We start from the raw sequence: 21,155 nt of genomic DNA, 5'->3' as shown, positions 1-21,155 counted from the left end.
TTTTCGTTGCGTATTGGTCACCAGCAAGGAACCGTGAATGATTGTCGAAGGCCGAATTCCCGATATCGACCGATGTGCGGAGTTTCGCGACTTCGCAAAGGCGCTGGGACGCGGCGACATCGTGATACCGCCGACGCTGCTCGGCAAACGCGAACGTCGCCTGCATGTTCGTCAGACGCTTCGCGAGGATCATCAGTTTCGCATCCATAACCGCCCGGAAGGCGCGGAGGCCAAGTTCGACAAGCTTGCGGGATCGGTATTCCATTTCTTTCGCGGAACCGCGCTGCTCTATTATCGCGATCAGGCGGGCACCGATGGGCATCTGCCGCAGGTATTCACCATGGGCGACGCGCATCCGGAAAATTTCGGCGTGATGCCGAGCGTCGATGGAACGCCGATCTTCGGTGTCAACGATTTCGACGAGGCGTGGAAAGCGCCGTTCAGCTGGGATATCAAGCGGTGTGCGACGGGTTTCTGGATCGTCGCAAAGGAAAACGGCTTCAAGAAAAAGCACCGGCGAAAAATCGTACACGCCTTTGTCGATGGCTACCTGCGCGCGATGGTCGATTATCTTCGCGATGACCGCGAAGATGATTTCCAGTTCCGCCTCGACAACAGCCCGCCGATGATCCGCGATCTGCTGGAAGGCGCGATGCAGAGCCGGCGCAAATTCCTGTCAAAGCTGATCGATCTCGACCGCTGCCGCTTCATCCCTGATGACGAGGTTGTACCCGTTTCCAGCAGAATCGATGAATTTCAGGAGATCATCGACAAATATCGCCGCGAAAACGAGATCGGCGGCGTCTCGCGGCCCGACGATTTCTTCATCGTTCGCGACGTGGCGATCAAGAAGGACAGCGGGACCGCCAGCCTTGGACTGGACCGATATTTCGTCCTGCTCGAAGGGTGGGGCGATGGAGACGACCGCTGCGTCGTGCTTGAAATGAAGCAGACCCGCCGGTCTTCGCTCTACGGGCTGGTGCCCGAAAATGATTTCGAGGCGCGCGAGCAGATCGACGCGATCGTGACCGCGCATGACGTCCATCTGGTCGGCGGCGATCCCTTTTATGGCAGGGCCGAAATCGAAGGTCGGTCCTTCCTCGTGCGCGAACGCAGCCCCTTCAAGGACGATATCGATAGCGACGATCTCGATCCCGGCGAGATGGCGACCTATGCCGGCATCTGCGGCCACGCGCTGGCGCACACCCATGCCCGTTCAGAAGGTGAGCATAACCATGACGATCCGCCCGAAAGACGCATCATGGGCTCGATCGAGCCGGAGGCGTTCTGCGCGGACATCGTCGCCTTCGCGCACGACGCGGCCAAGCGGATCTACAAGGACCACGAGCTATTCAAGCGGGATCACGCGCTCGGCGTATTCCGCTTTTACCATGACAGCTAGATCAGCCGCGCGCGGTTTCGCGTAGCTTGCTGATGGTCGTTGCGGGGTTGATCGCTTCGATGTCGGTCCGGAGGTGAAGCAGGCGCAGGCCCTTTTCGCCAAGCGCACGGTCGAGCGCGGGCGCGAACTGGTCGGTCGTCTCCACGGTTTCGGCCCAGCCGCCATAGGCCCGGGCGAGGGCGGCGAAATCGGGATTCTTCAGCGCGGTTCCGCTCAGTCGTGCAGGGTATTCGCGTTCCTGATGCATGCGGATCGTGCCGTAACCGCCATTGTCGACCAGGATTACGAGCAGGTCGGCGCCATGCTGTACCGCAGTGGCAAGTTCCTGGCCGTTCATCATGAAATCGCCGTCACCGGCAAGCGCGACTGCCGTCTTTTCGGGGTGACGAAGAGCGGCCGCCACCGCCGCCGGTGCGCCATAGCCCATCGCGCCGGCGGTCGGGGCGAGCTGCGTTCCATATTCGCCATAGTGCCAATAGCGGTGCCACCAGGCGGAAAAATTACCTGCGCCGTTGCAGATGATCGTATCGTCCGCCGCCATCCGCTCGCGCATCGCCGCGACGCACTGGCCGAGGTCGAGCGCAACGCCGTCGCGCGGTTCGGGGCGATTCCAGGCCTGCCACTCGGCATGCGCCTGCTTGCCCGCATCGAAATCGAGGATGTCCTGATCCCAAAGCGCAATCGTTTCGGCGAACTCGCGCATATCGGCGCAGATCGGCAGGTCGGTGCGATAGACGCGGCCCAGTTCCTCCGGATCGGGATGGACATGGACCAGCGTCTGGCCGGGATGATCGGGCGTGATCAGCGAATAGCCGTCGGTCGTCGCTTCGCCGAGCCGTGCGCCGATGGAAAGGATCAGGTCGGCCTTCTTCACCCGCTCCACGAGCGCCGGATTGGGGCCGTACCCCAGATTACCGGCATAGACCGGGCAATCGTTCGCGATCGCGTCCTGCCGCCGGAACGCCGCTGCGACCGGCAGGCCGATGCGCGTCGCGAACTCGGCGAAATAATGCGCTGTGCCCTGGCACCAGCCGGCGCCGCCGATGATCGCGATCGGACTCGCTGCGTCCTTGAGCAGCCCCATCAGCGCCTCGATCGCTTCCGGGTCGGGCGATTGCTCGAAGCGGGCAACGGCGGGGCGGTCGGTGGCTTCGACCACGTCGCACAACATATCCTCGGGCAGCGCGATTACCACCGGGCCGGGGCGCCCGCTCGTTGCGACGCTCCACGCCCGCGCGACATATTCGGGAATGCGACGCGCGTCCTCGATCCGCGTCGCCCATTTCGCCAGCGGCGAAAACATCGCGGGGAAATCGACCTCCTGAAACCCTTCGCGATCGCGCATCGACCGGTCGACATCACCGATGAAGAACAGCATCGGGATCGAATCCTGCATCGCCACATGGACGCCGATCGAGCCGTTGGTCGCGCCGGGCCCGCGCGTGACGAAGCACACCCCCGGCTGACCGGTCAGCGCGCCGTCGGCGCACGCCATAAAGGCCGCGCCGCCTTCCTGGCGACAGGTGACCAGATCGATCTCGGGCGTATCGTGCAGTGCGTCGAGCACGGCGAGGAAGCTCTCGCCGGGGACGTGGAATATCCGGTCGCAGCCCTGTAGCTTGAGATTATCGACTAGGATGCGGCCGCCGGTGCGAGAATTGGTCATGCACCCGGTCTAGCGGCCGGTGAAGCCGAGCGGAAGACGGCAGCGGACTTTCGCGATAGGGTGCCGCAAACGACAAGGCGGAGGGGATATGGCAGAGCTTGAAATCATCGCAGAGGGACTGCGCTTTCCGGAAGGACCTGTGGCGATGCCCGACGGCAGCGTCATCCTCGTCGAAATCGCCGCGGGACGCATTACGCGCGTCATGGCGGACGGGAGTACGCAAGTTGTGGCCGAACCGGGCGGCGGTCCAAACGGGTTGGCGATGGGGCCGGATGGCAAGCTCTATTGCTGCAACAATGGCGGGTTCAACTGGGTGGAGAATATGGGCCACCTGATGCCCCACGGACAGGCGGATGACTATTCGGGCGGTCGGATCGAACGGATCGACCCGGCGACCGGCGCGGTGGAGACGCTTTACAAGGATGGCGATTTCGGTTGCGCGCTGCGCGGGCCCAACGACATCGTCTTCGATGCGCATGGCGGTTTCTGGTTCACCGACCATGGCAAGAATCGCCCGCGCGAACGCGACATCACCGGCATTTTCTACGCGAAAGCCGATGGCAGCCACCTTGAAGAGGTGATCTTTCCCAGTGAAAATCCCAACGGGATCGGCCTCTCGCCCGACGGCAAGACGCTCTATGCTGCGGAAACCTATACCTGCCGGCTGATGGCGTTCAACGTGATCGCGCCGGGGAAGGTCGACGATATGGCGGGGCCGGGCGGTCCCGGCATCCCGCTTTACCGACCCGCCGGGTACAAGTTCTTCGATTCGCTGGGTGTCGATTCGGCGGGCAATATCTGTGTCGCCACGATCGGCGAAAGCGGCATTTCGGTGGTATCGCCGGCCGGCGAACTGGTTGAATTCGTGGCCACTCCGGATATTTTCACTACCAACATCTGTTGGGGTGGTGAAGACCTGTACACCGCTTATATCACATTGTCGGGAACGGGCAGGCTTGCGCGGATGCGCTGGCCCCGCCCGGGGCTGAAGCTCAACTTCTGAAGGGAAACGCATGGGCGCCGAACTGTCGCATCACAGCGAAAAGCATCTCGTCCACCGGATCAACTGGCTGCGCGCCGCGGTGCTCGGCGCCAATGACGGCATCGTTTCGACCGCGAGCCTGATTACCGGCGTCGCGGCGGCGGGATCGGACCGGCACTCGATCCTTTTGTCGGGCATTGCCGGCCTCGTCGCCGGTGCGATGTCGATGGCGGCGGGCGAATATGTTTCGGTCAGCTCGCAATCCGATGCCGAAGCCGCCGACACCGCCAAGGAAGCGTTCGAGCTTGAACGCAATCCGGAGGCCGAGCGCCGCGAACTTGCCGCCATCTATCGCGGGCGCGGGCTTTCGCCGGACCTCGCCCTGCAGGTTGCCGACCAGTTGAGCGCGCATGACGCGCTTGGTGCGCATCTGCGCGATGAACTGGGAATCCACGAAGCGACCGCCGCGCGCCCGGTCCAGGCCGCGCTCGCTTCCGCTGCGAGTTTTGCCGCCGGAGCATTGCCGCCGGTGCTGCTCGTTCTGGTAATGCCGCTTTCGACGATCGCCGTCTCGGTGGTTCTCTTGTCGTTGTTCCTGCTTGCGACGCTCGGCGCGCTCGGTGCGCGGACGGGCGGCGCCGAAATGGGCAGGGCGGCCTGGCGCGTGACGCTGTGGGGTGCGCTCGCCATGGGGATTACGGCCGCGGTGGGCGCACTGGTCGGCACGCAGCTCTAGGCCTGCGGCTACAAAGTTGAAAGTTGGTTCAGGTTTGCTTGACCGCGTGGCTGACCTTTGACTATCGCCCGTGCCAGCTAGGAGAATCGGTGCATGAAGAAGCTTTATCCCAATGCCGAGGCGGCTCTCGACGGCTTGCTGAAGGATGGCCTGATGATCTGCGCGGGCGGGTTCGGCCTGTGTGGCATTCCCGAACGGCTGATCGACGCGATCCAGGCGTCGGGCGTGAAGGACCTGACCATCGCCAGCAACAATGCCGGCATCGATAATGAAGGGCTGGGCAAGCTCCTGCGCTCCAAGCAGGTCAAGAAGATGATCTCCTCCTATGTCGGCGAGAACAAGGAGTTCGAGCGGCAGTTCCTGTCCGGCGAGCTTGAGGTCGAGTTCTGCCCGCAGGGCACGCTCGCCGAACGGTGTCGCGCGGGCGGTGCGGGCATTCCGGGCTTCTACACCAAGACCGGCGTCGGCACGCAGGTCGCCGAAGGCAAGGAGACGAAGCTGTTCGACGGGGAGGAATATATCCTCGAACGCGGCATCGTCGCCGACATCGCGATCATCAAGGGATATAAGGCGGACGAGGCGGGCAACCTGATCTTCCGCAAGACCGCGCGCAACTTCAACCAGCCGATGGCGACTGCGGGCAAGGTCTGCATCGCAGAGGTTGAGGAAGTCGTGCCGGTGGGCACGCTCGACGCCGATCAGATTCACCTGCCCGGCATCTATGTGAACCGGATGATCGTCGGCGCGCCTTACGACAAGAAAATCGAATTCGTCACCACGCGCGAGCGCGAGGCGGCCTGATGCGCGCATTTTCCGCGATTGCGCTGGGTGCGCTGGCGCTCGCCGGGTGCACCACCGCCGCAACCCGGCCTGCCTCGACCGAGGCAGCGGCGCAGCCCGTGCCCGCGGGGATGCAGTATCTCTACGGCTCCGCGGAAGCGGCCGCCCTTACGCGCGGGCAGTGGCGCGATCTGGTTGCCTATGTCGGTCAGAAGGTGCGCAATCGCCCGGCGAACAGCGTGGTGCTGACGCCGGGTGCGACGCTCGCCAACCCGCAATATGTGTCGTGCGGCGACAAGCCGTTCGCGGCGGTTTTCGACGCCGACGAAACCGTGCTCCTGAACTATGGCTTCGAAAGCTGGCAGGCGGCGGGCGGAAAGTTCACGCCCGATCGCTGGTCGCAGTGGGAACGGACCGGCATCGACAAGGTCGAACCCACGCCCGGCGCCGCGGATGCGCTGCGGCAGTTGCGCGCGATGGGCGTGACCATCGTGTTCAACACCAACCGCAACGCGGCCAACGCGGCCTATACCGAACAGGCGCTCGACCGTGCCGGGCTGGGCCCCGCCAAACATGGCGAGACACTGTTCCTGCAAGGCGACGACGCCACCGGCGGTCACAAGGACGGCCGGCGCGCGACCATCGCCGCGCGCTACTGCGTGCTTGCGCTGGGCGGCGACCAGCTCGGCGATATCAGCGACCGGTTCAACGCCATTTCGGACGTCGCGACGCGCCGCGCCGCGGTTGCCACTCCCGCCATCGCCTCCAATTGGGGGGCGGGCTGGTTCGTCTTTCCCAACCCCGTCTATGGGCCGCAGATCAAGGGCGGCATGGACGATGTGTTTCCCCGTGACAAACGCTGGAATCCTCCGGCGGAGGAGAAGTAAGGATGCCCTGGACCCGTGATGAAATGGCGGCGCGTGCCGCCAAAGAGCTTCAGGACGGCTTCTACGTCAATCTGGGCATCGGCATTCCCACCCTGGTCGCGAACCACATCCCCGAAGGGGTCGAGGTCACGCTCCAGTCCGAAAACGGGATGCTCGGCATCGGGCCTTTTCCCTATGCCGGCGAAGAGGATGCCGACCTGATCAACGCCGGCAAGCAGACGATCAGCGAACTGCCGCAATCGGTATTCTTCGATTCGGCAACCAGCTTTGCCATGATCCGCGGCGGGCATATCGATCTGACCGTGCTCGGCGCGATGGAAGTCGCCGAAAATGGCGATATCGCCAACTGGATGATCCCCGGCAAGATGATCAAGGGGATGGGCGGCGCGATGGATCTGGTCGCGGGCGTGAAGAAGATCATCGTCGTGATGGAGCACACGTCGAAGCACGGCGATCCGAAGTTCATTCCCGAATGCTCGCTGCCGCTGACCGGCACCAATGTCGTCGACATGATTATTACCGACCTCGCCGTGTTCCAGCGGGCGGACCATGACAGCCCGTTCAAGCTGATCGAGCTGGCGCCCGGCGTGACGGCGGAGGAAGTCGCGGAAAAGACGACGGCCAAGTACGAGATTGCGCTGGAGACCGCCTGAACGCGTGTATTCGTCGCCGGGACGGGAGGCCGCGTTCAGCGCGCCGACATCGTCCCGGCGATCAGCCGTCGTAACAAAATGCGAAGCGACGGGTAGTTTGCGCCGCCATAGGCCGATCCGGCCGGAAGCGCCGCGCTGATCCGGCGATGCGCCTCTGCCAGGCCGTGATACGGAAGCCGCGGCAGCAGGTGGTGCAGCGCGTGGAAGCGGAGCCCGACCGGTGCCCATAGTGCCCCCGGAAAGGCCGGGGCGACGTTGGTGCTGTCGAGATATTGCCGGGTGATCGACAGTTGCTCACCTTCGTTTTCCCAAAGATGCGCGACCAGCGTCCGCGTTTGGTTGAGCAGCGCGACTCCGGCGACGATCGCGCAATAGATCGCGAAGAAATCGAGCGGCAGGATGCCGAGCGCGAGTGCGGACAGAATCGCGACGGCAACGATGCTCGTGCCCGCTTCCTGCCAGCGCCAGCGCTGCGCAAAGCGTCCCGATGGGGTCGGGCGGACATAGGCAGGATTGACCTCCAGTGCTGACAGCCGCGCGACAAGCAGGCGCCGCAGCGGCGGGACGAACCACGAAATCGGTCCCAGCACGCCGAACCTCGCAAACAGCAGCAACGGCATGAACAGCGCGGCGAGCAGAAACAGCGGAAGCGTCCATGGCCGCATTCGTGCGAGCGGAAGATATTCGGGATCGCCTGCGGTCCCGTAATGGACACGCGAATGGTGGACGGCGTGTATCCCTTCGTAGAGGAACGAGGGGAGCAGCAGCGGCATTCCCACGAGCAGGTTCCACGCGACGCGGAAACCCGGCAGCCTGGCATGGTCGAGATGCGTGATCTCGTGAATGAACAGCGCCGCCCGATAAAGCGCGAGCACCGACAGCAGGGCGAGCGGGACTCCGACCAGCCAGCTCTTGCTGAGCATCGTGCCGACCATCGCGGCATAGCCGATCGCGGCGGAACCGAAACAGTCCGTCCAGTAGATCGCGGGGCGGGGGCGGTGCAGGTCGCGCGTCAGCAGCGCTGCCTGGCGTAGCATCTCGCGGTCTTCCCAGTCGTTGCCGCCAACCCCGGCGGGGCGCGGCGCGGCCGCGTGCGCAGTCAGCCGATCGAAACGCATGTCGCATGTCCCTTGCATCGTGAGGGTCGCGCTTTCTCCAAATCCGGGCGCGTCGCATTGATACGGGTCAAAGCTGCGGCGCACGATTATTGCCGCATCAGCATCCGGGTGATCGCGCTATTGACCGGCAACAGGCCGGCGGCGGCGCGCAGTCCGGCATGGCGGGCGATCCGTGCCGCCGCGCGCTCCGCGGTGTACAGGGCGACCAGCAGGTTGGTGCCGGTATAAAGCGGCCGCGATGCGAGCCGGTGCTGCGCCTCGTAGCGGCGGAGCATGAAGGGAGAGGCGAGCGGACGCCGGGCGCGCGCCGCCTTGCCGACCAGACCCGACAGGCTGGCCGCCGATTGCAGTCCGAGGTTGAAACCATGCGCGGTGACCGGGTGCATTCCGACTGCGGCGTCGCCGATCAGTGCCGCGCCGTCGGTTGCGAAGTGACGGGCATAGGTGGTCGCCAGCGGATAGACATGTGGTCCTTCGACAAGCTCGACCGCGCCGAGGCGGTGATCGAAGCGGCGCGCAATCTCTGATCCCAACTCCTCTGGCCGACGCGTGGCGAGCGCGTCGATTTCATCGCTTCCCAGCGTCAGTACCGCAGAGGACTGGTTGCCGCGCAACGGCAGCATCGCGATGGTCTGGCCATAGTCGAACCATTCGGTCGCGATACCGTGATGCTCGCGGCTGTGCCGGACCCGGCATACCAGCATCGACCGGCCGGTGCGATTGATCTCCGCCGGAATCCCCAGCTGGTCGCGCACGAAGGAGAAGCGCGAGTCGGCGGCGACGAGCAGACTGGCGGAAAGCACGGTTCCATTGCCGAGCGTGACCGAAGCGCCCGCGCGCGACGCGCGCACCGCCACGACATCGGCATCGCTGTGCAACGCCGTGTCGGGTTGCTCGGCAATGGCGGCGAACAGCGCCCTGCGAATCGCGTGATTGGAAACCATATAGCCGAGCCGGTCGGCGCTCGTTCCATCCGGGTCGAACGAAAGTGCGAGCGGAGAACGACCGTTGAAGACCCGTGCGCCATGCAGCGGAGCGACGCATCGAGGCTCGATCAGATCCCACGCACCGAGCGCCTTCATCGTGGCGACAGAGCGGTGGGTAAGCGCGATTTCGCGACCGTCGCTCGCCGGATCGGCGAGTGCGGCGCGTGGCTGACGTTCGATAATACAGATGCGCAGCCCCGACCGCGCGAGGCCGCGCGCAAACGCCAGTCCCGCCGGTCCGCCACCGACGACGATTACGTCATAATCGTTCAATCCAGCTCTCCGCCATGTTGTGGTGCCACTGCTCGCGCCGCGAACCGCGCTTGTCTTTGCGCTGGGTCAAACGCCGTGACCGCCGCTCGCCGGATCGCAATGGGTTGATCGCGGACGTGCGCGCCGCTAGGGGAGCGGGCTTGCCGTCGATGTTGCGGCGCAGCAATTCACCATTTGACCGATCGATACCGCGCCCGACCGGCGCGCATTCGCTCGCCAGACGAGGAACGCCTCCGCCATGGCCGATGTCCGCATGTCCTTCGCCTCCAATGTCCGCCGCGACTGGCTGACCAATCCGGGGCGTGAATTCCTGTCCGGGCTGATGGTCGCGCTCGCGCTTATTCCAGAGGCGATCGGCTTTTCGATCGTGGCGGGCGTCGATCCCAGCGTCGGCCTTTACGCCAGCTTCTCGATCGCGTGCATCATCGCGGTCACGGGCGGACGGCCGGGTATGATCTCCGCGGCGACGGCGGCGGTGGCGGTGCTCGTCGGTCCGCTGGTTCGCGGGCACGGCGTCGAATATCTGTTCGCCGCGACGATCCTGATGGGCGTGTTCCAGGTCATCGCCGGCGTGCTTCGGCTCAACCTGCTGATGCGCTTCGTATCGCGGTCGGTCATCACCGGTTTCGTCAATGCGCTCGCCATCCTGATCTTCATGGCGCAGTTGCCGCAGCTTATCGGCGTGCCGTGGGTAACCTATGTGCTCGTCGCGGTGACGCTGGCGATCATCTACGGCTTCCCCCGGATCACCACGGCGTTGCCGGCGCCGCTCGTCGCGGTCGTGCTGGTTGCGGCCTACACGATGATCAGCGGCACGCACGTCAACACCGTCGGCGATATGGGCGATCTGCCTTCGACGCTGCCGATGTTCCATCTGCCTGCCGTTCCGATGACATGGGAAACGCTGCGCATCATCGCGCCCTATTCGCTCGGCATGGCGGCGGTCGGGCTGCTCGAGACGATGCTGACCTCTGCAATCGTCGATGACATGACCGAGACGCGCAGCGACAAGCGGCGCGAGTGCATGGGGCAGGGCGTCGCCAATTTCTTCACCGGTTTCATCGGTGCGATGGGCGGGTGCGCGATGATCGGCCAGTCGGTCATCAACATCAAGAGCGGTGGCCGCCGCCGTCTGTCGACCTTCGTCGCGGGCGCGATGCTGCTGGTGCTGATGGTCGCGCTCGGCCCGTGGGTCGCGCGGGTGCCGATGCCGGCGCTGGTCGGTGTGATGATCTTCGTGTCGATCAGCACCTTTCGCTGGAAGAGCTTTGCGGAGATCAGCCATTTCCCGCTTCCCTCGACCGCCGTCATGCTGGCGACCGTCGTCACGGTCGTGTGGACCCACAACCTGTCGATCGGCGTGCTGGTGGGCGTGCTGCTGTCGGGCATCTTCTTCGCCGGCAAGGTTCGTCGCCTGGTCACGATGGAAAGCCATCTGACCCCGGACGGCAAGGAACGGCGCTATGTGATCTCGGGCCAGATCTTCTTCGCCTCGGTCGATCGCATCGTCGAGGAGGTGCGTTTCCGTGAGGATGTCGAGCGCATCGTGATCGACCTGACCCACGCCCATTTCTGGGACATCTCGGCCACCGGTGCGCTCGACAAGGTCGTGCTGCGGCTGCGCGGCGAGGGCAAGGATGTCGAGGTCATCGGGCTGAACGAGGCGAGCGCGACGCTCGTCGAGAAATTCGGCGAGCATGACAAGCCGTTCCAGTCGCTGGGTGTCGTCGGTCACTGATTGCCGCTAAGCGTACCGTCATGCGAATCTTGCTGACGGGATCTTCAGGCTGGCTCGGCCGCCATCTCGCGCCGATGCTGCGGCAGGCGGGCCATGTCGTGACGGGGCTCGACGTGGCGCCGGGGGCGGACACGGACGTTATCGGCAGCGTCGCCGATCGCGTTCTCGTCGAGCGGGTGTTCGACGAACGGGGCATCGATGCCGTGGTCCATGCGGGGGCGCTGCACAAGCCCGACATCGCCCGCTATCCGAAACAGGCCTTTATCGATGTCAACGTGACGGGCACGCTCAATCTGCTGGAGGCGGCTGCCGAACGCCGCTGCGATCGCTTCGTCTTCACCTCGACGACCTCGTTGATGATAAGTCAGGCGATCCGCGATGAAGCCGGCGACGCGGCGATCTGGCTCGACGAGGAGAGCGGGCCGATCGCGCCGCGCAACATCTACGGCGTGACCAAATATGCGGCCGAACAGCTTTGCCGGACGCTGGCGAGGGAAAGCGGGATGGGCTGCATCGTCCTGCGTACCGCGCGCTTCTTCCCCGAAGAAGACGACACGCATCGCACGCTGTCGGGCGAGAATATGAAGGCGAACGAATTTCTCAACCGTCGCGCGACGGTGCAAGACATGGCGCGGGCACATGTCGCGGCGCTCGACCGGGCGCCGGAAATCGGTTTCGGCACTTACATCGTGTCCGCACCAACGCCGTTCGCCCGCGACGAGGTCGCCGAGTTGAAGCGCGACGCCCGCGCGGTGATTGCGCGGCATTTTCCGCATGCCGAGGCACTATATGCAGCGCGCGGCTGGGTGCTGCCCGATACGTTAGGCCGGGTGTACGACGCGTCGCGGATCGAGCGCGACATGGGCTTTCGCTGCAAGACGGACTTCGCCGCGATTCTCGACGCGATGCAACGGGGCGGAGAACTGCAAGCCGCCCATGACGCCAATTATGTTTCGCCGAAGGAGCGGTAGGCCGAATCGAGCTGGGGCGCGATATTGTCGTGTGCGGCGTTCGGCCTCGCCCACGGCCTCGGATATGGGGATGGGAATTATCATTTCGATGCCATGCTGTTCGCGCTGACCGCTATTCCGTCGCTGCTCGCGGTCTGGTTGAGGTTGCGAAGCGGCAGTGTGGTGTTCCCGGTCGTCATTCACAATTTCGGGAACGCCATCGGGCTGATTATCTGAAGTCGTAGCCTGGCCGCGGAGTTCGTGGCGTGGCGAGCAAGCGACGGGCTTGCGTTGCAGCAATATTCATATAGACCGCGCGCCATGGCGAGCAAACCTCTTACGCTGTACGAGAAGATTTGGGCCGATCATGTCGTCGAACGGCGCGACGACGGCACCTGTCTCATCTATATTGACCGCCATCTCGTTCATGAGGTGACGAGTCCGCAGGCGTTCGAAGGGTTGCGGGCGAACGGGCGCAAGGTGCGCCGCCCCGACCTGACGCTCGCGGTGCCCGACCACAATCTGCCGACCACGGCGCGCGTCGATGCGCGGGGTGCGCGGCTTCCGATCGCCGACCCGGCGAGCGCGGGGCAGCTCGCGGCGCTCGAGCGCAACACCGCCGATTTCGGCATCGCCTATTTCGATGCGGTCGCGCCCGAACAGGGCATCGTCCATGTCGTCGGCCCCGAACAGGGCTTCACGCTGCCCGGCACCACGCTGGTCTGCGGCGACAGCCATACGTCGGCGCATGGCGCGCTCGGTGCGCTCGCCTTCGGCATCGGTACGAGCGAGGTCGAGCATGTGCTCGCGACGCAGACGCTGCTCCTCAAACAGTCGAAGACGATGGAAGTGCGCGTCGAAGGTGCGCTCGGCTTCGGCGTGTCGGCAAAGGACGTCATTCTCGCCATCATCGGTCGGATCGGCGCGGGCGGCGGGACCGGCCATGTCATCGAATATACCGGCGATGTGATCCGCAGTCTGTCGCTCGAAGGGCGGCTGACCGTGTCCAACATGTCGATCGAGGGGGGCGCGCGCGCCGGGCTGATCGCGCCCGACGAAACGACCTTCGCCTATCTGAAGGGACGCCCGATGGCGCCGAAGGGTGAGGCGTGGGACTGGGCGGTCGATTACTGGCGCCGCCTGCCGAGCGATCCTGGCGCAGAATATGACCGCACCGTCACGCTCGACGCGACCGATATCGCGCCGTCGCTGACCTGGGGGACGAGTCCCGAGGATGTCGTGCCGATCACCGGCGTGGTGCCCGACCCGGACAGCTTCGACGACCCTGCCAAGCGTGCAGCGGCCCGCAAGTCGCTCGACTATATGGGGCTGACCCCCGGTACGCGGATGCAGGACATTGCGCTCGAGCATGTCTTCATCGGCAGCTGCACCAACAGTCGGATCGAGGATCTGCGCGCGGCGGCGGCGGTGGTGAAGGGGCGCAAGGTCGCCGACCGCATGAAACAGGCGCTGGTCGTACCTGGCTCGGGGCTGGTCAAGCGGCAGGCGGAGGGCGAAGGACTCGACCGTATCTTCATCGAGGCAGGCTTTGAATGGCGCGAACCCGGCTGTTCGATGTGTCTGGCGATGAACCCCGACAAGGTACCGGCGGGTGAACGTTGTGCTTCCACTTCGAACCGAAATTTCGTAGGGCGGCAGGGTCCGGGGGCAAGAACGCACCTGGTGTCGCCGGCCATGGCGGCAGCAGCGGCGGTCACGGGTCGCCTGACGGACGTGCGGGACCTTCTTGGGGACGGGACAGTATGAAGCGTGCTTTGGTGGCCCTTGTGGCCGGAACCGTGCTGAGCGGCGTCGCTGCCGCTTACGCATCGACGATCACCCATGACGACGTGCCGGTGGACTTCGCACCGACGAGCAGCGCCGGGGGCGTTGTCGTCGCTCGCTGAGCGTCCGCACAAATGCGGGAGTGAGTAAATGGAACCGGTCCGAACCGTCGAAGGCCGCGCCTATCCGTTCGGTGCGGAAAATGTCGATACCGACATCATCATTCCTGCGCACTGGTTGAAGACGACGACGCGCGACGGACTGGGCGAGGGCGCGTTCGAAAGCGTGCGGGCGGAGCCGGGCAACGTCTTCGACAACCCCGAATATGCCGGCGCGCCGGTGCTGATCGCCGGCGATAATTTCGGCTGCGGGTCGAGCCGCGAACATGCCGCCTGGGCGCTTGCCGACATGGGCGTGAAGGCGGTGATCGCGCCCAGCTTTTCCGACATCTTTTCGGGCAACGCGTTCAAGAACGGCATCGTCACCGTGGTATTGCCGCAAGACGCGATCGACCGGCTGATGGAGGTCGCGAAGACCGACGAGATCACCGTCGATCTGGAAACGATGACGGTGACGACGTCGTTTCAGGACCGGTTCCGCTTCGAGCTCGATCCTTTTCGCCGCGATTGCCTGATGCAGGGGCTGGACGAAGTCGGTCTGACACTGGCAAAGGATACCGCAATTTCGAAATACGAGTCCGGTATCGCGAATTCGCGGCCCTGGCTCGTACCGCAAAGCGGAGGAGAGGGCCGAGATGAAAGCATTGCTGTCGAAAGCGCCGGGCGGGCCTGACACGCTCGAACTGTCCGAACTTCCCGACCCGACGCCCGCCAAGGGGCAGTTGCTGGTCGCGGTAAAGGCCTGCTCGATCAACTATCCCGACGTCCTCATCATCGAGGACAAATACCAGTTCAAGCCGGAGCGCCCCTTCGCTCCGGGCAGCGAGATTTCGGGCGTGGTCGAAGCGGTGGGCGAGGGCGTCACCGACTGGAAAGCCGGTGACCGGATGCTCGCCACGGTCGGCCATGGCGGCCTGGCCGAGAAGGTCGTGCTCGATGCGAACCGCGCCTACCGTCTGCCCGAGGGGCGCAGTTTCGCCGAAGGGTCGGCGCTGCTCCTGACCTATGCCACGACGATCCACGCACTGCTCGATCGCGGGCATCTGAAGGAGGGCGATACGCTGCTCGTCCTGGGGGCGGCGGGCGGTGTCGGCCTGGCGGCGGTCGAACTCGGCAAGGCGTTCGGCGCGCGCGTCGTTGCCGCCGTATCGTCGGAGGAAAAGGCGCAGGCCGCGCGAGAGGCCGGCGCTGACGATACGGTCATCTATGACCGTGCGCCGTTCGACAAGGGCCAGTCGAAGGCGCTGGCGGGCAAGTTCAAGGACGCGCTCGGGCCGAACGGCGCCGACGTGATCTACGACCCCGTCGGCGGCGATTACACCGAACCCGCGCTGCGTTCGATCGGCTGGGAGGGACGCTACCTCGTCGTGGGCTTCCCTGCTGGTATCCCCCGGCTGCCGCTCAACCTGACGCTGCTGAAAAGCTGCGACGTGTGCGGGGTGTTCTGGGGCGCTTTCGCCGCGCGCGATCCAAAGGCGAATGCCGCGCATGTCGACCGCCTGTTCCGCCTGTGGGAACAGGGCAAGATCGCACCGCGCGTCACCGACACCTTTGCGTTCGAGGATGGCGGCAAGGCGATCGCCAAAATGGCGGCGCGCGGCGCGATCGGCAAGCTGGTGGTAGAGGTCGGCGGCTAGGCGCGACATCTGGTCATCCTGCTGCTATTGACGGGACGATCAGGGGATGTGAGCGATGATTAAAGACATTCTTGTCGGGGCGGTCGCCTTGGCGCTTTCGTCGCAGGCGGCGCCAGAAATCTCTATCGGCAGCGCACAATGGGAAGCGCTCCAGCCCCTGAAGCTGAAAGCAGGCTCGTTCAACGGCGCCGCTGCCCGGGCTGAATTGAAGCGTATCATTCGCAGCAAGAAATGCGATCTGGGCGACGTGACAGCCGACGATTTTCACGATTTGACTGTGCGCTTCGCGGTGCTGGTCGCACCCGATGGCGCGGTCCGACGGATAGTTGTCGAGCAGAAATCGTGCCTCGACCTTGAAAAGCTGGTCGCGGCGATGGTCTTGCAACTGGTAAAGCGCCCTGTGCCGCCGCAGCGGGAAGAACCCGCATGGTATGGAAGCAAGGTTACGTTCGACAGCTGATCGAGCTGCAAGACGCGTCCTCCCGTCGGTGCGCGGGGATGTCTTTCGCGCCCGTTGCGCCGGACGTAGGTCGCCCCTATCTCGGTTTGCAGCAATTTTGGCAGGGGACGACGACCAGATGACGACCTTCGATGATCGCGAGCGGGCCTTCGAGGCAAAGTTCGCACGCGACGAGGAAATGGCTTTCCGTATCACCGCGCGCCGCAATCGGCTGCTCGGCGCCTGGGCGGCGGAGAAGATGAACCTCACCGCCGAGGAGGCCGATGCCTACGCCAAGGCCGTCGTTCAGGCCGATTTCGAGGAAGCTGGCGACGAGGACGTCATTCGCAAGATCGTCGGCGACCTGACGGCCGCCGGCGTCGAAATCGATGACGGTCAGGTCCGCAAGGCGCTCGAGGAAATGGCCGTCGAGGCGCGGCGCCAGACGATCGAGTCGATGTAACCCATGCCGATGGCAGCAAATGAAATCGAAGCGCTGATCCGCGAAGGCATTCCCGATGCCGAGGTCGAGATTACCGATTTGGCCGGCGACGGAGACCATTATGCGGCGCGAGTGACCGCGGAAAGCTTTCGCGGGATGCCGCGCGTGAAGCAGCATCAGGCGGTGTACGCCGCGCTGGGCGAGCGGATGGGCGGCGTGCTTCACGCACTGCAGCTGACGACGGCAGCGCCGGCAAAGGAGTAAGATTATGAGTGAAGACGTGAAGACCCGGATCGACGGGATGGTGAAGGACAAGGACGTGGTGCTGTTCATGAAGGGCAGTCCGCTTTTCCCGCAATGCGGTTTTTCGAGCCGCGCCGTGGCGATCCTCCAGCACCTCAATGTCGAATTCGACAGCGTCGACGTGCTGCAGGACCAGGACGTCCGTCAGGGTATCAAGACCTATTCGGACTGGCCGACCATTCCGCAGCTCTATGTGAAGGGCGAATTCGTCGGCGGATCGGACATCATGATGGAAATGTACGAATCGGGTGAACTCGCCGAGCTGATGAAGGAAAAGGGCGTCGCCGCCTGACCCGGCCTGTTCGCTGAAAATCAAGCGCCCGTCGTCGCAGATCGCGGCGGCGGGCGTTTTTGTTTCGTAGGTCCAGAACGCGGCGGCAGCGTCGTCGGAGTAGCGCTCAATAGGGCGACGGGTCGCCGGCCGCGACCAGTTTTGCCGGGATTTCCAGCGTGCGGCCGCCGGCGAAGCTCAGGCTCAGCCGGGTGTCGTTGCCGGGCTTTGCCTTGGGGCTGATATCGAAAAGCATGACATGCTTGCCGCCGGGTTCGAACTTCACCGTCTCGCCGGCCGGAACCGCGACATTGGCGATTGGCTTCATCGTATCCATGGCCGTGCCCTTGCCGGTGTCCATGCGCATGCTCTGGTGCAGTTCGGCGCGCGTGGCGATTGGCGTGGCGGCGGCGAGGAGCGTTGCGTTGTCCTTGCCCCCGTGCATCGTGAAATAGGCGGCCGCAGGTCTGCCCTTCACCGCTGGCAACCGTATCCAGGCCTGATCGGCGCTGAGTTCGGCCGGGTGGCTGCAACTTGCCAGAAGGACGGGAAGGGCAAGCAGGGCGAGCAGGCGCATGGGCATTCCTTGTCGGTTGCGGGCCTCGCGTGCCCTAGGCGGCGGGCGGGCTGTGCGCAAGGCGCATCCCGTTTCGGGAAGGGTAGCGCGATTTTCACAATCGGGGGGCCATCTTGCGGTGCTGCGAACCCCACCTATATCGCCTCGTGAACCGCCCGCGTCGCCAATCGGGGCGCGGGATAAATCTTTGTATATCAACCGGGGGCCAAACGAGGGAATATGGCTAAAGTAATCGGTATCGATCTCGGCACCACCAACAGCTGCGTTGCAGTGATGGAGGGCGGCAAGCCCAAGGTGATCGAAAACGCGGAAGGCGCGCGCACGACGCCTTCGATCGTCGCCTTCGCCAAGGATGGGGAGCGACTGATCGGTCAGCCGGCCAAGCGCCAGGCGGTGACCAATCCTGACAATACCGTGTTCGCGGTGAAGCGCCTCATCGGCCGCCGCTTCGACGATCCCGTGACGAAGAAGGACACCGAGCTGGTGCCCTATACCATCGTCAAGGGTTCGAACGGCGACGCCTGGGTGAAGGCAGGCGGCGAGGATTATTCGCCGTCGCAGATCTCCGCCTTCATCCTTCAGAAGATGAAGGAAACCGCCGAAAGCTATCTCGGCGAAACCGTGGAGCAGGCGGTCATCACCGTGCCCGCATATTTCAACGACGCGCAGCGCCAGGCGACCAAGGATGCCGGCAAGATCGCGGGTCTGGAAGTGCTGCGCATCATCAACGAGCCGACGGCGGCGGCGCTCGCCTATGGTCTCGAGAAGAACGAGAACAAGACGATCGCGGTCTATGACCTTGGCGGCGGTACGTTCGACATCTCGATCCTCGAGGTCGGCGACGGCGTGTTCGAGGTGAAGGCCACCAACGGCGACACCTTCCTCGGCGGTGAGGATTTCGACTCCAAGGTCGTCCAGTTCCTCGCCGACGACTTCAAGAAGGCCGAAGGCATCGACCTGACCAAGGACAAGCTCGCGCTGCAGCGGCTGAAGGAAGCCGCCGAAAAGGCGAAGATCGAGCTTTCCTCGGCGCAGTCGACCGAGGTCAACCTGCCGTTCATCACCGCCGACCAGAACGGTCCGAAGCACCTGGTCAAGACGATCAGCCGCGCCGACCTGGAAAAGCTGGTCGACGACCTGATCCAGCGCACGCTCGACCCGTGCAAGAAGGCGCTGGCCGATGCCGGTGTGAAGTCGAGCGAGATCGACGAGGTCGTGATGGTCGGCGGCATGACGCGCATGCCGAAGGTCCGTCAGGTCGTGAAGGACTATTTCGGCAAGGAACCGCATGTCGGCGTGAACCCCGACGAGGTCGTCGCGATCGGCGCCGCCATCCAGGCGGGCGTGCTTCAGGGCGACGTCAAGGACGTGCTGCTGCTCGACGTGACGCCGCTGTCGCTCGGCATCGAGACGCTGGGCGGCGTGTTCACGCGCATGATCGACCGCAACACGACGATCCCGACCAAGAAGTCGCAGACCTATTCGACTGCCGACGACAATCAGCAGGCGGTTACGATCCGCGTCTTCCAAGGCGAGCGCGAAATGGCGGCGGACAACAAGCTGCTCGGCCAGTTCGATCTGGTCGGCATCCCGCCGGCGCCGCGCGGCGTGCCGCAGATCGAGGTCACGTTCGACATCGACGCCAACGGCATCGTCAACGTGTCGGCCAAGGACAAGGGCACCGGCAAGGAACAGCAGATCCGCATCCAGGCCTCTGGTGGTCTCTCCGACTCCGACATCGAACAGATGGTGCAGGACGCCGAGAAGTTCGCCGACGAGGACAAGAAGCGGCGTGAGGGCGCCGAGGCGAAGAACAACGCCGAGAGCCTCATTCACACCACCGAACGTCAGCTTGCCGACAATGGCGACAAGGTCGACGCGTCGCTGAAGTCCGAGATCGAGGCAGCGATCGCCGAAGCCAAGACCGCGGTCGAAGGCGGCGATCCCGAAGCGATGAAGGCGAAATCGGAAGCGCTCGCCCAGGTCGCGATGAAGCTCGGCCAGGCGATCTACGAGAAGCAGCAGGCCGAGGGTGGCGGCGAAGGTGCCACCGACGGCGCGGCTGCGGGGAGCGAAGGCGGCGACGAGGAAGAAGTCGTCGACGCCGAATTCTCCGAAGTGAACGACGACGACAACAAGTCGTAAGAGACCGTGAAACGGTTCTCGACCTCGCTTGGACCGGCCGGACCGGGGTTCGCCCCGCCGCTCGGTTCGGGTGAGGTCGAGGCACGTTTCCGGGCGGGGTATTATGACTGAAGTCGATTATTACGAGTTGCTGGGCTGTTCGCGCGATGCCGATCACGCCACGATCAAGACGGCGTATCGCAAGCTCGCGATGAAGTACCATCCGGATCGTACCGGTGGTTGTCAGGACAGCGAAGCCAAGTTCAAGGCGGTCAGCGAAGCCTATGAGGTCCTGAAGGACCCGCAAAAGCGCGCTGCATATGACCGGTTCGGCCATGCCGCGTTCAAGCAGGGCATGGGCGGCGGCGGTGGCGGCCATGCCGGGGCGCAGGATTTCGGCGCGTTCAGCGACATTTTCGAAAGCGTGTTCGGCGAATTCATGGGCGGTGGACGCCCCGGTGGCGGGCGCCAGCAGCGCCGCGGCGCCGATCTGCGCTACGACATGGAAATCAGCCTCGACGCCGCGTTCGAGGGCAAATCGACCGAGATCACGGTCGATGTCTCCGGCATCTGCGAAGCCTGTTCGGGCAGTGGTGCCACGCCCGGCACCGGCAAGCGCGCCTGCAACACCTGCGGCGGCGCCGGTGCGGTGCGTGCGCAGCAGGGCTTTTTCGTCGTCGAGCGTGCCTGCCCGACCTGCGGAGGATCGGGTGAGATCATCAGCGATCCGTGCGCCGAATGCCGCGGCGAAGGGCGCGTCGACCAGACCAAGACGCTGACCGTCAACATTCCGCCGGGCGTCGATGACGGCACGCGCATCCGCTTGTCGGGCGAGGGTGAGGCTGGCGCGCGCGGGGCGCCGTCGGGCGACCTCTATATCTTTCTCCATATCAAGCGGCACGATCTGTTCGAACGCCACGGAACGACGCTGCACGCAAAGGCGCCGATCAGCTTCACGACGGCGGCGCTGGGCGGGGAGATCGCGATTCCAGGTCTCGACGGCGAAGAACATGTCATCAAGATTCCCGCGGGCACGCAGTCGGGTCGCGAGGTGCGCAAACGCGGCGCGGGCATGCCGGTGCTGCAGGGACGCGGTCGCGGCGACATGGTCGTCCATCTCGAGGTGGAAATGCCGCGCAAGCTCTCCGCCAAGCAGCGCGAGCTGCTCGAAGCATTCCGCGAAACCGAAACCGGCGAGGAATGTCCGCAGGCGACCGGCTTTTTCGCCAAGTTGAAACAGGCGGTCGGCGGCTGACCCCCGCGTCGGTCCGCCGGCGCAAGCCTGTG

23 protein-coding genes are annotated in these 21,155 nt (G+C 64.5%); 19 read left to right on the top strand and 4 right to left on the bottom strand.

Annotated elements, in window-relative coordinates; all coding sequences use genetic code 11:
• The first annotated feature begins 37 nt into the window (after positions 1-37).
• Positions 38-1,402, top strand: a complete 1,365-nt coding sequence (locus J7S20_RS06580) for a DUF2252 domain-containing protein (RefSeq protein WP_284053453.1) — start codon at positions 38-40, stop codon at positions 1,400-1,402.
• 1 nt (position 1,403) lies between these two features.
• Here J7S20_RS06580 and J7S20_RS06575 read toward each other — a convergent pair whose 3' ends face one another.
• Positions 1,404-3,068, bottom strand: a complete 1,665-nt coding sequence (locus J7S20_RS06575; protein ID WP_284053452.1) for a thiamine pyrophosphate-binding protein — start codon at positions 3,066-3,068, stop codon at positions 1,404-1,406.
• An 88-nt stretch (positions 3,069-3,156) separates the two neighbouring features.
• On the opposite strand from J7S20_RS06575, the gene J7S20_RS06570 reads away from it, so the two are divergent.
• The 5 genes from J7S20_RS06570 (at position 3,157) to J7S20_RS06550 (ending at position 7,106) form a co-directional block, all read left to right on the top strand.
• On the top strand, positions 3,157-4,071 hold the full coding sequence (locus tag J7S20_RS06570; protein ID WP_284053451.1) for an SMP-30/gluconolactonase/LRE family protein: 915 nt from the start codon (positions 3,157-3,159) through the stop codon (positions 4,069-4,071).
• A 10-nt stretch (positions 4,072-4,081) separates the two neighbouring features.
• Complete coding sequence (locus J7S20_RS06565; protein WP_284053450.1) at positions 4,082-4,786, top strand: VIT1/CCC1 transporter family protein; 705 nt, start codon at positions 4,082-4,084, stop codon at positions 4,784-4,786.
• A gap of 93 nt (positions 4,787-4,879) precedes the next feature.
• Entirely contained in the window at positions 4,880-5,587 is a 708-nt protein-coding gene (locus J7S20_RS06560) for a CoA transferase subunit A (protein WP_284053449.1), read from the top strand.
• Positions 5,587-6,453 carry an HAD family acid phosphatase gene (locus J7S20_RS06555; protein WP_284053448.1) on the top strand — a complete coding sequence of 289 codons (867 nt, stop codon included), beginning with the start codon at positions 5,587-5,589 and terminating at the stop codon, positions 6,451-6,453. Before J7S20_RS06560 ends, J7S20_RS06555 begins: the two co-directional genes overlap by 1 nt.
• A 2-nt stretch (positions 6,454-6,455) precedes the next feature.
• Positions 6,456-7,106 carry a CoA transferase subunit B gene (locus J7S20_RS06550; protein WP_284053447.1) on the top strand — a complete coding sequence of 217 codons (651 nt, stop codon included), beginning with the start codon at positions 6,456-6,458 and terminating at the stop codon, positions 7,104-7,106.
• Between the two features lie 35 nt (positions 7,107-7,141).
• On the opposite strand, the gene J7S20_RS06545 is transcribed toward J7S20_RS06550, so the two are convergent.
• Together J7S20_RS06545 and ubiM are read right to left on the bottom strand one after the other, a co-directional pair.
• Positions 7,142-8,224: a fatty acid desaturase family protein gene (locus tag J7S20_RS06545; protein WP_284053446.1), complete on the bottom strand. Its 1,083-nt coding sequence runs from the start codon at positions 8,222-8,224 to the stop codon at positions 7,142-7,144.
• Positions 8,225-8,310: 86 nt separating this feature from the next.
• Positions 8,311-9,483, bottom strand: a complete 1,173-nt coding sequence (gene ubiM / locus J7S20_RS06540) for a 5-demethoxyubiquinol-8 5-hydroxylase UbiM (protein ID WP_284053445.1) — start codon at positions 9,481-9,483, stop codon at positions 8,311-8,313.
• Positions 9,484-9,736: 253 nt separating this feature from the next.
• Here ubiM and J7S20_RS06535 point away from each other — a divergent pair, with 253 nt between their 5' ends.
• The 11 genes from J7S20_RS06535 to grxD all read left to right on the top strand — a co-directional run bounded on the left by J7S20_RS06535 (position 9,737) and on the right by grxD (position 17,188).
• Entirely contained in the window at positions 9,737-11,221 is a 1,485-nt protein-coding gene (locus tag J7S20_RS06535) for a SulP family inorganic anion transporter (protein WP_284054025.1), read from the top strand.
• Positions 11,222-11,241: 20 nt separating this feature from the next.
• A complete protein-coding gene (locus tag J7S20_RS06530) occupies positions 11,242-12,192 on the top strand; it encodes an NAD-dependent epimerase/dehydratase family protein (protein WP_284053444.1) in 951 nt (316 codons plus the stop codon).
• A gap of 21 nt (positions 12,193-12,213) precedes the next feature.
• Positions 12,214-12,408, top strand: coding sequence for a CPBP family glutamic-type intramembrane protease (locus J7S20_RS06525; RefSeq protein ID WP_347709229.1), 195 nt, complete (start codon positions 12,214-12,216; stop codon positions 12,406-12,408).
• Between the two features lie 84 nt (positions 12,409-12,492).
• Positions 12,493-13,938 (top strand): 3-isopropylmalate dehydratase large subunit, encoded by a 1,446-nt coding sequence (gene leuC, locus J7S20_RS06520; protein ID WP_284053442.1) that lies wholly within the window; start codon positions 12,493-12,495, stop codon positions 13,936-13,938.
• Positions 13,935-14,078, top strand: a complete 144-nt coding sequence (locus tag J7S20_RS06515; protein WP_284053441.1) for a hypothetical protein — start codon at positions 13,935-13,937, stop codon at positions 14,076-14,078. The genes leuC and J7S20_RS06515 overlap by 4 nt, the downstream gene beginning before the upstream one ends.
• Before the next feature lie 28 nt (positions 14,079-14,106).
• A complete protein-coding gene (gene leuD, locus J7S20_RS06510) occupies positions 14,107-14,748 on the top strand; it encodes a 3-isopropylmalate dehydratase small subunit (protein WP_284053440.1) in 642 nt (213 codons plus the stop codon).
• Entirely contained in the window at positions 14,711-15,712 is a 1,002-nt protein-coding gene (locus tag J7S20_RS06505; RefSeq protein ID WP_284053439.1) for an NADPH:quinone oxidoreductase family protein, read from the top strand. Before leuD ends, J7S20_RS06505 begins: the two co-directional genes overlap by 38 nt.
• Positions 15,713-15,767: 55 nt before the next feature.
• Positions 15,768-16,172: a hypothetical protein gene (locus J7S20_RS06500; protein WP_284053438.1), complete on the top strand. Its 405-nt coding sequence runs from the start codon at positions 15,768-15,770 to the stop codon at positions 16,170-16,172.
• Between the two features lie 118 nt (positions 16,173-16,290).
• On the top strand, positions 16,291-16,614 hold the full coding sequence (locus J7S20_RS06495) for a DUF1476 domain-containing protein (protein WP_284053437.1): 324 nt from the start codon (positions 16,291-16,293) through the stop codon (positions 16,612-16,614).
• Between the two features lie 3 nt (positions 16,615-16,617).
• A complete protein-coding gene (locus tag J7S20_RS06490; RefSeq protein ID WP_284053436.1) occupies positions 16,618-16,857 on the top strand; it encodes a BolA family protein in 240 nt (79 codons plus the stop codon).
• Between the two features lie 4 nt (positions 16,858-16,861).
• On the top strand, positions 16,862-17,188 hold the full coding sequence (gene grxD / locus J7S20_RS06485) for a Grx4 family monothiol glutaredoxin (protein ID WP_284053435.1): 327 nt from the start codon (positions 16,862-16,864) through the stop codon (positions 17,186-17,188).
• Between the two features lie 106 nt (positions 17,189-17,294).
• Here grxD and J7S20_RS06480 read toward each other — a convergent pair whose 3' ends face one another.
• Entirely contained in the window at positions 17,295-17,744 is a 450-nt protein-coding gene (locus J7S20_RS06480) for a copper chaperone PCu(A)C (RefSeq protein WP_284053434.1), read from the bottom strand.
• A 219-nt stretch (positions 17,745-17,963) separates the two neighbouring features.
• On the opposite strand from J7S20_RS06480, the gene dnaK reads away from it, so the two are divergent.
• Together dnaK and dnaJ are read left to right on the top strand one after the other, a co-directional pair.
• Complete coding sequence (dnaK, locus tag J7S20_RS06475; RefSeq protein WP_284053433.1) at positions 17,964-19,889, top strand: molecular chaperone DnaK; 1,926 nt, start codon at positions 17,964-17,966, stop codon at positions 19,887-19,889.
• A 100-nt stretch (positions 19,890-19,989) separates the two neighbouring features.
• A complete protein-coding gene (gene dnaJ, locus J7S20_RS06470; RefSeq protein WP_284054024.1) occupies positions 19,990-21,123 on the top strand; it encodes a molecular chaperone DnaJ in 1,134 nt (377 codons plus the stop codon).
• Positions 21,124-21,155: the final 32 nt, after the last annotated feature.

Source organism: Stakelama marina (assembly GCF_018122655.1).
GTDB lineage: Bacteria > Pseudomonadota > Alphaproteobacteria > Sphingomonadales > Sphingomonadaceae > Sphingomonas > Sphingomonas marina.
This window is presented reverse-complemented; position numbering and strand designations above follow the sequence as displayed.

Bases quoted from the DNA above. Each gene is read 5' to 3' on its own strand.
- J7S20_RS06480 (WP_284053434.1), bottom strand. From the start codon at position 17,744: ATGCGCCTGCTCGCCCTGCTTGCCCTTCCCGTCCTTCTGGCAAGTTGC.
- J7S20_RS06545 (WP_284053446.1), bottom strand. From the start codon at position 8,224: ATGCGTTTCGATCGGCTGACTGCGCACGCGGCCGCGCCGCGCCCCGCC.
- J7S20_RS06575 (WP_284053452.1), bottom strand. From the start codon at position 3,068: ATGACCAATTCTCGCACCGGCGGCCGCATCCTAGTCGATAATCTCAAG.
- J7S20_RS06515 (WP_284053441.1), top strand. From the start codon at position 13,935: ATGAAGCGTGCTTTGGTGGCCCTTGTGGCCGGAACCGTGCTGAGCGGC.
- J7S20_RS06535 (WP_284054025.1), top strand. From the start codon at position 9,737: ATGTCCTTCGCCTCCAATGTCCGCCGCGACTGGCTGACCAATCCGGGG.
- dnaK (WP_284053433.1), top strand. From the start codon at position 17,964: ATGGCTAAAGTAATCGGTATCGATCTCGGCACCACCAACAGCTGCGTT.
- J7S20_RS06550 (WP_284053447.1), top strand. From the start codon at position 6,456: ATGCCCTGGACCCGTGATGAAATGGCGGCGCGTGCCGCCAAAGAGCTT.
- J7S20_RS06530 (WP_284053444.1), top strand. From the start codon at position 11,242: ATGCGAATCTTGCTGACGGGATCTTCAGGCTGGCTCGGCCGCCATCTC.
- J7S20_RS06505 (WP_284053439.1), top strand. From the start codon at position 14,711: ATGAAAGCATTGCTGTCGAAAGCGCCGGGCGGGCCTGACACGCTCGAA.
- leuD (WP_284053440.1), top strand. From the start codon at position 14,107: ATGGAACCGGTCCGAACCGTCGAAGGCCGCGCCTATCCGTTCGGTGCG.
- J7S20_RS06560 (WP_284053449.1), top strand. From the start codon at position 4,880: ATGAAGAAGCTTTATCCCAATGCCGAGGCGGCTCTCGACGGCTTGCTG.
- J7S20_RS06555 (WP_284053448.1), top strand. From the start codon at position 5,587: ATGCGCGCATTTTCCGCGATTGCGCTGGGTGCGCTGGCGCTCGCCGGG.
- J7S20_RS06565 (WP_284053450.1), top strand. From the start codon at position 4,082: ATGGGCGCCGAACTGTCGCATCACAGCGAAAAGCATCTCGTCCACCGG.
- J7S20_RS06495 (WP_284053437.1), top strand. From the start codon at position 16,291: ATGACGACCTTCGATGATCGCGAGCGGGCCTTCGAGGCAAAGTTCGCA.
- J7S20_RS06490 (WP_284053436.1), top strand. From the start codon at position 16,618: ATGCCGATGGCAGCAAATGAAATCGAAGCGCTGATCCGCGAAGGCATT.
- leuC (WP_284053442.1), top strand. From the start codon at position 12,493: ATGGCGAGCAAACCTCTTACGCTGTACGAGAAGATTTGGGCCGATCAT.
- J7S20_RS06580 (WP_284053453.1), top strand. From the start codon at position 38: ATGATTGTCGAAGGCCGAATTCCCGATATCGACCGATGTGCGGAGTTT.
- J7S20_RS06500 (WP_284053438.1), top strand. From the start codon at position 15,768: ATGATTAAAGACATTCTTGTCGGGGCGGTCGCCTTGGCGCTTTCGTCG.
- J7S20_RS06570 (WP_284053451.1), top strand. From the start codon at position 3,157: ATGGCAGAGCTTGAAATCATCGCAGAGGGACTGCGCTTTCCGGAAGGA.
- grxD (WP_284053435.1), top strand. From the start codon at position 16,862: ATGAGTGAAGACGTGAAGACCCGGATCGACGGGATGGTGAAGGACAAG.